Consider the following 8,854-nt stretch of genomic DNA (forward strand, 5'->3'; position numbering starts at 1 on the left):
TATCAGGCCCCGAGTTTGCCCAGTACGGGTGCCACCGACGGTGCGGCGTCAAGCGAAAGGATATCCGACCAGACGTCCTTGGCCGCATCCGCACTCCACAGCCGCGTGGTCAGCGACATGTACTTCGCTTCGATCTGTTCGGGCGGGTAGGGGGCCGACCAATCGCCCTGGTTGGTTTCGACCGACGCCTGCAACTCGCGTCCATCCGTCAACCGGATCACCACTTTCGCGGGGCGCAGGTCGGGCAGCTTGGCGCTCATGGACGCATCCTCGCGGATGGATACCTTTGCCGCGAGCGCACGGATCACCGGGTCGGCAACCTTGTCATTGGTGAAGGACTGTACGTCGCTGCCGCCGTTCACCAGCGACGTCGCGATGGCGAAAGGCACGGAGAACTTGGCGGCGAGGACGTTGGCCGGGGCGGGATCGTCCAGTTCCGCGGCCAGCATGTAGCTGTCGACGGCAACGGCCTCGACCTGGGCCGGATCGAGCTCTGGCGTGTCGGCGCGGATCAGGTCCAACGCATCCAGTGCGGCGTGATTGAAGCGGCAGCAGGAATGCATCTTGAAGTAATTGCGCATGACCTCCCAGCGTTCGCCCAACTGGTCCGTCATCGCGTCCGGATTGAACCCTTCGCCCGCGACCTTGCCGAAAACGTGGCCGACGCCATCCGCATCGCCATTGTATCCGACCGCAGACAGATCGGCGGCCAAAAGGCCCATCTGGTTGCTCACGCCGGCAAAGACATTGCGGACCGTGCCGCCCTCCAGCATCGTCCGCCGCGACGTGGTCGAACCGAGACTGGCGGCCATGTTCATCGCCTCTACGATATCCCCGCCGGGTGCGGCACCGCGCAGGCGCAGAACACCAACCGCCGCACCAATGGCACCCCACGTTCCATGCGGATGCATGGAGCCGCGCAATTGCGAGGCGATGCCGACGCGCGCTGCAGCCTCGTAACCGATACAGCAGGCATTCAGCAGGTCCCTTCCCGAAATCTCCCGACCGGAGGCAATCAGGCGCGTGGCTTCGGCGAGAATGGCGGGGATCGCGTGAATCGCGGGGTGTCCCTTGGCGAACTGGTTCCCTTCGTCCATTTCCAGCGTCGTGCCGGCGGTGCCGTTCAGAAGCGCGGCGGTCGCGGCATTGGCCGTCAGGGCCGTGCCAATCACCGTACACTGGCCCGCCGCATCCGCGATCAGACGGCTCCGCAGGCGTTCGACCTCCGGCTCAGCCGCGCCGCCGACGATGGCACCGATCGTGTCGGCCAGGATCAGCGCGGTCTTGGCCCGAACCTCCGGTCCCGGATCGGCCTTGGCCGCGAAGTCAGCGAAATCTGCCAGATAGGTCATGGTGTGACACCCCTTTCATTTTCGCGCAGACCCTACTGCGCTGACCCCCACTTGCAAGACCGACCCACAAAAAGGAGAAAGCCGTGAAAAAGGTCCTCGTCATCGTTCCGTTCCCCATGTCCGAGGAGAACCGGGACCAGCGTCGCGCGCAGTTGCAGGCCGTCCAGCTGGGCCCCGATATCTCGTTCGAATTCGAATCCGTCCGCGTTGCGCCACGCAATTACGTCAGCGCCTCCGACATGGCGATTGCCGATATCGGTGTGCTGGAAGCCGGGCTCGAGGCGGAAAAGCGCGGCTATGATGCCGTCTGCATCGACACCATGAGCGACAGCGGCATGGCGGCCCTTCGCTCGGAATTGTCGATCCCCGTCATCGCACCTGGCCGCTTTTCCATGCTGACCGCGCTGATGCTGGGCAAGAAATTCTCGATCATCGCGCTCTGGCCGCATTGGCGGCATATCTACGAAAAGAACCTGAACGAGCTGGGGCTGTGGCATTCCTGCGCGTCCATCCGGGGGCTTGATCTGACGCCGAACAACCAATCCCTGTTGGCCGGGAAGGAAGAGGACGTGTTCCCCGCCCTCGAACAACTTGCCCTGACCTGTATCGAGGAAGACGGCGCCGACGTAATCCTTCTGGGGTCCACCACGATGCATCAGGCGCACGCCTATCTATCCGAAAAGCTGCCCGTGCCGGTCGTGAACCCGGGACCCCTGACCTACAAGTTGGCGGAGGCGCTGCTGGGGCTGGAACTGACCCATAGCCGCAAATCCTACCCGACTTCGCCGAAGCCCAAACCGGAGGTTCTGCATGCGATGCTGGATACGGCCGCGACGTTTGAACACTGAAGTCCCCGGCCGGGTCAGTCCCTGAAATTCGCTCGGTCCCCGCGAGCATGCCTTGTGGGGATCGGCCTTTATCTATCCCGCTGGCGACAACAACTCAGCGGGATGGATCAACTCAACCGGATGAGTGCGTCGAGCCGCAGAACGCCCTCCGCTCCGATCAACATCGGATTGATTTCCGCCTCGATCACGCGCGGATGCTGGGCCAACTGGCTGATCGCGACGATGCTGTGGGCGAGGGCCTCCAGATCCCCGGTCGCATGGCCGCGGTAGCCTTTTAGCAGGGCGAAGCTCTTGATTTCGTTTATCATCGCCTGAGCAGTAGCCAGATCGACCGGCGCGCATCTGAGTGTGCTGTCCTTGAGAACTTCCGCCAGCGTACCACCGGCGGCAAGGGTGATGAGAGGCCCGACACGCGGATCGCGCGTCAGGCCGATCAAGGCTTCGCCCAGACCTGTCGCCATTTCCTGAACAAGGGCCCCGGTCACGTTGGCTTTGGGCGCAGTATGCGCGACCTTGGCGCGCATGTCGCGCAGGGCGCGGGTCAGATCTGCATGCCCCCCGAGGTTTAGGCTGATCGCTCCGACCTCTGTCTTGTGGGGCAGGTCCGGCGAGGTGAGCTTTGCGACCACCGGGAAATTCAGGCCCAAATTTCCGGGCTGGTCGCCGCCATCGGGAATGAACACTTGTGCCGGTTGTGGCACGCCGAGCGCGGCGAAAACCTGCCCGGCGTGATATTCGTCCAGCAGGCCGGGCTGCGCGGCATCCAGCAGAGCTGTGACCGCGGCCGGGAGCGTCGCCCCGGATCGGTTTCTGGGGCTCCGATGCTCCAACAATGCGGACACGCCTTCCGCGCAGCTTTCGGGGGTGGTAAAGGTCGGAATTCCCCTATCGGCCAGAAGTTTGAGCGTGTCCGGCGCATGTGGTAGAGGCAAGACGACAAGCGGTGCATGATCTTCTTTCGCTTCCTCCAGCGCAGCGACGAGTGGATCGACAGTCAGATCCGGATTGAACTGGGCGGAAGACCCGATCGCAACCACCAGAACCCCGGTCTCCGGATCGTCCAGAAGCGCGGCGATCACGGATTTCATCACGTCCGGTTTTGCACCTGCCATCGTGACATCGACCAGTTTGCCGGAGCCAAGCGAGATACTCTTCGGTTCCAGCGCGTTACGGGTCTTTGCGCCACATCCCGCGATCCCGACCCCATGCGCGTTGATTTGATCCAGAACCATTCCGCCGCCACCGCCGGTGGTCGTCAGCACCGTTGCGGTTCTGGGACGTGCTTGATCCGGACGCCCCCTTACCAGAGCCCGTGGCGTGTCGAGCAGGGCGTCGAATACCTTCACCTCTGCGATCCCGATATCCCTCAGGAAGGCGGAGATTGCACCACTGGCCCCCGTCAGCGCGCCGGTATGCGAGACCGCGAGGTTTTCCCCTTCATCCGATTGACCGATGACGTAGGCGACAACAGGTTTGCAACAATCCCGTGCCTTCTTTGCAAAGTTCTCCAAAGCCTTTGGATCACGAACGGTTTCCAGGAACAGGGCAAAGCTGTCGGTGTGCGGGTCCTCCAGCATCCATTGCCCGAACCGCCCCACATCCGTCACGGCTTCGTTCCCGAGCGAAGCAAACCCAGCAAAGCCCATGCCCCGCGCCAGGCCCCTCGACAGGATCATGCCGATCATGCTGCCGGATTGCGACAGCACGGTCAGGCCACCGGCACGCAGGTCCGGGGCCGCGAACGCAGCGTTGGAGGTGCAGATGAAACGGTTCGGGATATGCACGATGCCGGTCGAATTCGGGCCGATCAGATGGATGCCTGCCTCTCTTGCGATGGCCGCTGCACGGTCCTGGCGGGCGCGGCCCGCGTCACCGGATTCGGCAAAGCCGTCGGCCAGCATGGAAACGACGGGTATTCCGGCCTGCGCGCAATCTTCCAATGCCGCCAGGGCCGGATCGGCATCCAGCAGGATATAGGCGTGGTCGATATGCTTCGGACTGTCCACCACGGACGGCAGAGCAGGGAGACCCTGAACGGTTTCGCGCCGGGGATTCACCGGAAGGATTTCGCCGGAAAACCCATGTGTCATCAGAAAGCTCTGCGGCCGCGCGGTCAGGCGTCCGGGCGTGTCGGACGCACCGATCAGCGCGACCCGCTGCGGATCGATCAGGGCTTTCAGGTTCGTCATGCGTCAACACCCTCCTAGATTGGCATACCATAATTGGGATTCGGAGAAGGTCCATAAAATGTAATATATAAGCACTTTAAGCCGCCCTAGGATCTTCGGTGTCATAGATAGAATACCAAAATATGCGTTGAAGCGTTTCACGCCTCGTCTAAACTGACGGTCGGAGGAGCGACCATGTTCGACAGATTGACCGAGACATGTGGGAAGGGCAGCGCGATTGCGGCCTTGGCGCCGGACCTGCACTGGGACCTGATGCTGCAGACCGGCGACAATGAATACGCGATCAGGATCGAAAACGGTGCGGTGATCGCCGCAAACGCCGGACCTCACGTGATGCCGTCCTGGCAGACAAGACTGGCCGCCCCGACCGAGGAATGGGCTGCATTCCTTGAACCTGTGCCGGGTCCCGGCCATCACGACATCATCGCGCTACTGCGCCGCGGGGCGATGCGGTTCGAAGGCGATCTTCATCCGCTGATGGCGAACCTCTACTACACCAAACGTATGCTCGCCTCCCTCAGACCGGAGGTCGCCACATGACCCTTCACATCGAACCGATCATTGGCCGGTACGCCCATATCGAGATCGAGGGCGTCGCCCACAGGCTCTACTGGGAGGAGGCGGGGCAGGGCATCCCGCTCGTCTGCCTGCACACGGCGGGCAGTGACGGGCGTCAATATCGTGCGCTGCTGAACGATCCTCGGATCACGAGCCAGTTCCGCGTTCTGGTGTTCGACATGCCGCGACACGGCAAATCCTCTCCGCCTGCCGGCACGGTAGACACGGACTACCAGCTTACATCCGATGCCTATGTCGCCCAGATCCTCGCCTTCTGCGACGCGATGGAACTGGACAGCCCGGTGGTCATGGGGTGCTCCATCGGGGGAAGGATCGTGCTGCACCTCGCGCAGCGTCATCCGGAGAGGTTCCGTGCACTTATCGGCCTGCAATCCTCGGCTCATGTGGCGCCGTATTATGATACCCAGTGGCTTGATCGACCAGACGTGCATGGCGGGCGCATCTGCGGTGCGATCGCCTACGGCCTTATGGCCCCGCAAAGCCCCATGGCGGATCGTGACGAAACCCGCTGGCACTACATGCAGGGCGGCCCAGGCGTGTTCCGCGGCGACATGCATTTCTACAAGGTCGATGGCGACATGCGCGATCAGCTGGCCACGATAGACACGGCCAAATGTCCGATCTACCTGCTGACGGGCGAATACGATTATTCCTGCACGCCCGAGGACAGCCGCGCCTTGGCGGACGCAATCGGTGTCGATTTGACCGTGATGCCCGAGATGGGGCATTTCCCCATGTCTGAAAATCCGCAGGCCTTCTTGCACCACCTCTATCCCGTACTCGACCGTATCCGTTCGGCCTAGGGCCATCGCCTGTCAGCAATGCCTTTCCCTCTAGCGTCTCTCCCGTTATCGGGAGGGAAAGAGGAGAGCCCGATGACCCCAGCCGCCCGCATCGCTGCCGCCGCCGAAATCCTGGATGACATTCTTGAAGGTGCGCCGGCGGAAAAGGCCCTGACGGGGTGGGCGCGGCGCAGCCGGTTCGCGGGGTCCAAGGATCGTGCAGCCATCCGGGACCATGTGTTTGATGCGCTGCGTTGCCGGCGCAGTTTCGGCCTGCTGGGCGGGGCGGAAACTGGCCGCGCGCTGTTGCTGGGCCAGACGATTGCCGACGGGCGTGAGCCGTCCGATATCTTTACCGGTGAGGGCCACGCGCCCGCGCCGTTGTCGCCGGAGGAAGAGGCGCTGGTCGCCCGCGACCCCGCGCAGGCCCTGTCCGACGCCCCGCGCGCCGTGGCCTGTGATATGCCTGATTGGGTCTGGCCCATGCTCGACGCGTCGCTGCCGGGGCAGGCGGAGGAGGTCGCCCGGAACCTGCGGCACCGTGCGCCGGTCTTCCTCAGGGTCAACCTGCGCAAGACCGATCCGGCAAGGGCCATCGCTGATTTGGCAGAGGATGGTATCGTGGCCGAACCGCACCCGTTGGCAGAGACTGCCCTGATCCTGACCGAAGGCGCCCGCAAGGTCGCCCAGTCCGGCCCGTATCAGGACGGACATGTCGAATTGCAGGACGCGGCGAGCCAGGCGGTCGTGGCGTCTTTGCCGCTGGCCGATGGCTTGCGCGTTCTGGATTATTGCGCGGGCGGCGGGGGCAAGACGCTGGCCATGGCGGGCAGGGCCGACGCCGAGTTCACCGCGCATGACGCGTTGCCTGCCCGCATGAAAGACCTGCCGGACCGGGCGGCGCGGGCTGGTGTCCAGGTGAACGTCACGGATCGGCCGGACGGACCCTATGATATCGTGTTGTGCGATGTGCCCTGTTCCGGCAGTGGCGCATGGCGTCGCTCTCCCGATGGGAAATGGCGGCTGACCGAGGCCGGCTTCGCCGATCTGCTTGGCACGCAAAGCGAAATCCTTGATCTTGCGGCTCTTCTCGTGGCGCCGGGCGGCGTTCTGGCCTATGCCACATGCTCGGTTCTGGCACCGGAAAACCGCGATCAGGTGGAGGCCTTCCTGTCGCGCCACCCGGAGTGGGAACTTACCACCGACATGCAATGGCTGCCCACCGATGGTGGTGACGGATTTTACCTAGCGCAATTGACGCGTTCGGGGGTGACCTCCTAGGCTCTGCCTCAGGGCCACGAACCGGCTCCCCATAAAGGCAACCGGCTTTTCCCGCGGCCAACCCGCACCCGTTAACCCATGGTTAACCAACTTCGGTGCAGATGGAGCCTGGCCATGCGGCGGGCGAAGGACGGTTGAGCGGTGCAGATGCGAATGAATTTTGAAGATGCCAGACGTACGGCATCTGTGTCGGGGCACTCAACACGGGCAGGCGGCGTCAACGGCTCTCTCGATGTCGCGCTGACCGCGGGCTATCGCAGCGCCGGTATCCGACGGGCCGCCTTGATCCTTTCGGGGTTGTCGGCTCTACTGATCGCAACCTCCTTCGTGCTTGTGGCCTTTGATGCCTCCCAACCGCTCAAGGTTGGGGCTTTCGCCGCCTCCGGCACCCTGACGCTGATGGCGATTGCAGCATCTGTCTGGTCACTTCTGGCAGCCCGGCAGAGGGCGGATGGGGTCGGTACGGCGGAGCTCCTGCTCGATGCCACGAAAGACCCGGCCATGATCTGCGATGGCATGCGTCAACAGGTCTACATGAACCCCGCCGCGCGTTCGATTCTGGGCATCGGGACCGGGTCGGTCGGTTTGGCTGCGCTTCCCGCCCATTGGTCCAAGGCCGTCGAAACTGCCGTGAACGCGCCGGAAAATGGCGCGGTCGGTGTGGGCGAGGAGGACGAATTAGCCTGGCAGATCACGGCCGAAACCATGGAAGACGGTCGCCACTTGCTTGAGGTGCGTCCGATCTGCGGTTCCCTCGCGCCGGTGGCGGAAAACCTGCCGGTTCTTTCGCTCGGTGCCGACGGTACGGTCGTGTTCCTGAATGATCCGGCGTTGGCATTTCTCGGTGGCCGTCCGGCGCGGCTGACGGATTTCATCAAGACGCCCCTTTCTTCCAGCGTCGAGATCGCGACGGTCAACACCGCCCAGGGCGAGGCGCAGGTGTTTGTCGCGCCCTTGCCGGGAGAAAACGGACGGCGCGACCTGGCAATGATCCCTTTGTCCGGCGATATCGGCCCGTCCGCCACCAATACCGCGGAAACCGGCACCTCCAGCGATTGGGACCGGTTCGAAAACCTGCCTGTCCCGCTGCTACGCCTCACGCCGGACGGAAAGGTGCTCCGCGCCAACCGGAACGCGGTGCGCCTTGTCGGCCAGGAATGCCGCGAAGGCGTGCACCTGGGCGACCTGACCGAGGGCCTGGGCCGACCGATCAACGATTGGCTGGACGAGGCCGCGTCGGGCTATCGCATCAGCAGCCCGGAATTCCTGCGCGTCACCGGATCGGATCGCGAAACCTTCGTCCAGATTTCGCTCAAGCCGATGGAAGAGGATGGCGAATTGTCCCTGTTGGCGGTGCTCAACGACGCGACAGAGCTCAAGACGCTCGAAGCGCAATTCGTCCAGAGCCAGAAAATGCAGGCGATCGGGCAACTTGCCGGCGGTGTCGCGCATGATTTCAACAACCTGCTGACCGCGATCTCCGGCCATTGCGACCTTCTGCTTCTGCGCCATGACCAGGGCGATCAGGATTACGCCGACCTCATGCAGATCAACCAGAACGCCAATCGAGCGGCTTCTCTTGTCAGCCAGTTGCTGGCCTTCTCGCGCAAGCAGACCCTGCGCCCCGAGGAGATCGACTTGCGCGACACTATTTCCGATCTGACGCATCTGCTGAACCGGCTGGTCGGGGAAAAGGTAACCCTGTCCTTCAGCCACGACCCGATGCTCAGCTCGATCCGCGCCGACAAGCGCCAGCTGGAACAGGTCCTGATGAACTGAGCTACCCCCCGAAATTCGGACACTGACATAAGCTATGATTTGCA

General features: G+C 63.2%; 6 protein-coding genes and 1 pseudogene. 5 read left to right on the top strand and 2 right to left on the bottom strand.

Features of this window, described 5'->3' with window-relative positions; genetic code table 11:
- Nucleotides 1-2: 2 nt before the first annotated feature.
- Nucleotides 3-1,352 carry an MmgE/PrpD family protein gene (locus ATO9_RS16050; RefSeq protein WP_052418385.1) on the bottom strand — a complete coding sequence of 450 codons (1,350 nt, stop codon included), beginning with the start codon at nt 1,350-1,352 and terminating at the stop codon, nt 3-5.
- 83 nt (nt 1,353-1,435) lie between these two features.
- Here ATO9_RS16050 and ATO9_RS16055 point away from each other — a divergent pair, with 83 nt between their 5' ends.
- Nucleotides 1,436-2,200 carry an aspartate/glutamate racemase family protein gene (locus ATO9_RS16055; protein ID WP_043751442.1) on the top strand — a complete coding sequence of 255 codons (765 nt, stop codon included), beginning with the start codon at nt 1,436-1,438 and terminating at the stop codon, nt 2,198-2,200.
- 107 nt (nt 2,201-2,307) lie between these two features.
- On the opposite strand, the gene ATO9_RS16060 is transcribed toward ATO9_RS16055, so the two are convergent.
- Nucleotides 2,308-4,389: an acetate--CoA ligase family protein gene (locus ATO9_RS16060; protein ID WP_043751445.1), complete on the bottom strand. Its 2,082-nt coding sequence runs from the start codon at nt 4,387-4,389 to the stop codon at nt 2,308-2,310.
- Nucleotides 4,390-4,563: 174 nt separating this feature from the next.
- On the opposite strand from ATO9_RS16060, the gene ATO9_RS16065 reads away from it, so the two are divergent.
- The 4 genes and pseudogenes from ATO9_RS16065 to ATO9_RS25060 all read left to right on the top strand — a co-directional run.
- Complete coding sequence (locus tag ATO9_RS16065; RefSeq protein WP_043751448.1) at nt 4,564-4,929, top strand: hypothetical protein; 366 nt, start codon at nt 4,564-4,566, stop codon at nt 4,927-4,929.
- Complete coding sequence (locus tag ATO9_RS16070) at nt 4,926-5,771, top strand: alpha/beta fold hydrolase (RefSeq protein ID WP_043751450.1); 846 nt, start codon at nt 4,926-4,928, stop codon at nt 5,769-5,771. Before ATO9_RS16065 ends, ATO9_RS16070 begins: the two co-directional genes overlap by 4 nt.
- Before the next feature lie 72 nt (nt 5,772-5,843).
- On the top strand, nt 5,844-7,031 hold the full coding sequence (locus ATO9_RS16075; RefSeq protein ID WP_043751454.1) for an RsmB/NOP family class I SAM-dependent RNA methyltransferase: 1,188 nt from the start codon (nt 5,844-5,846) through the stop codon (nt 7,029-7,031).
- 765 nt (nt 7,032-7,796) lie between these two features.
- A pseudogene (locus ATO9_RS25060) lies at nt 7,797-8,807 on the top strand (histidine kinase dimerization/phospho-acceptor domain-containing protein); the annotation flags it as partial.
- Between the last annotated feature and the right edge of the window lie 47 nt (nt 8,808-8,854).

The organism is Pseudooceanicola atlanticus, from assembly GCF_000768315.1.
GTDB classification, from domain to species: Bacteria; Pseudomonadota; Alphaproteobacteria; order Rhodobacterales; family Rhodobacteraceae; genus Pseudooceanicola; species Pseudooceanicola atlanticus.

What these genes read in the sequence shown, in the direction of transcription:
- ATO9_RS16050 (WP_052418385.1), bottom strand. Translation starts at nt 1,352, where the DNA reads ATGACCTATCTGGCAGATTTCGCTGACTTCGCGGCCAAGGCCGATCCG.
- ATO9_RS16060 (WP_043751445.1), bottom strand. Translation starts at nt 4,389, where the DNA reads ATGACGAACCTGAAAGCCCTGATCGATCCGCAGCGGGTCGCGCTGATC.
- ATO9_RS16065 (WP_043751448.1), top strand. Translation starts at nt 4,564, where the DNA reads ATGTTCGACAGATTGACCGAGACATGTGGGAAGGGCAGCGCGATTGCG.
- ATO9_RS16070 (WP_043751450.1), top strand. Translation starts at nt 4,926, where the DNA reads ATGACCCTTCACATCGAACCGATCATTGGCCGGTACGCCCATATCGAG.
- ATO9_RS16075 (WP_043751454.1), top strand. Translation starts at nt 5,844, where the DNA reads ATGACCCCAGCCGCCCGCATCGCTGCCGCCGCCGAAATCCTGGATGAC.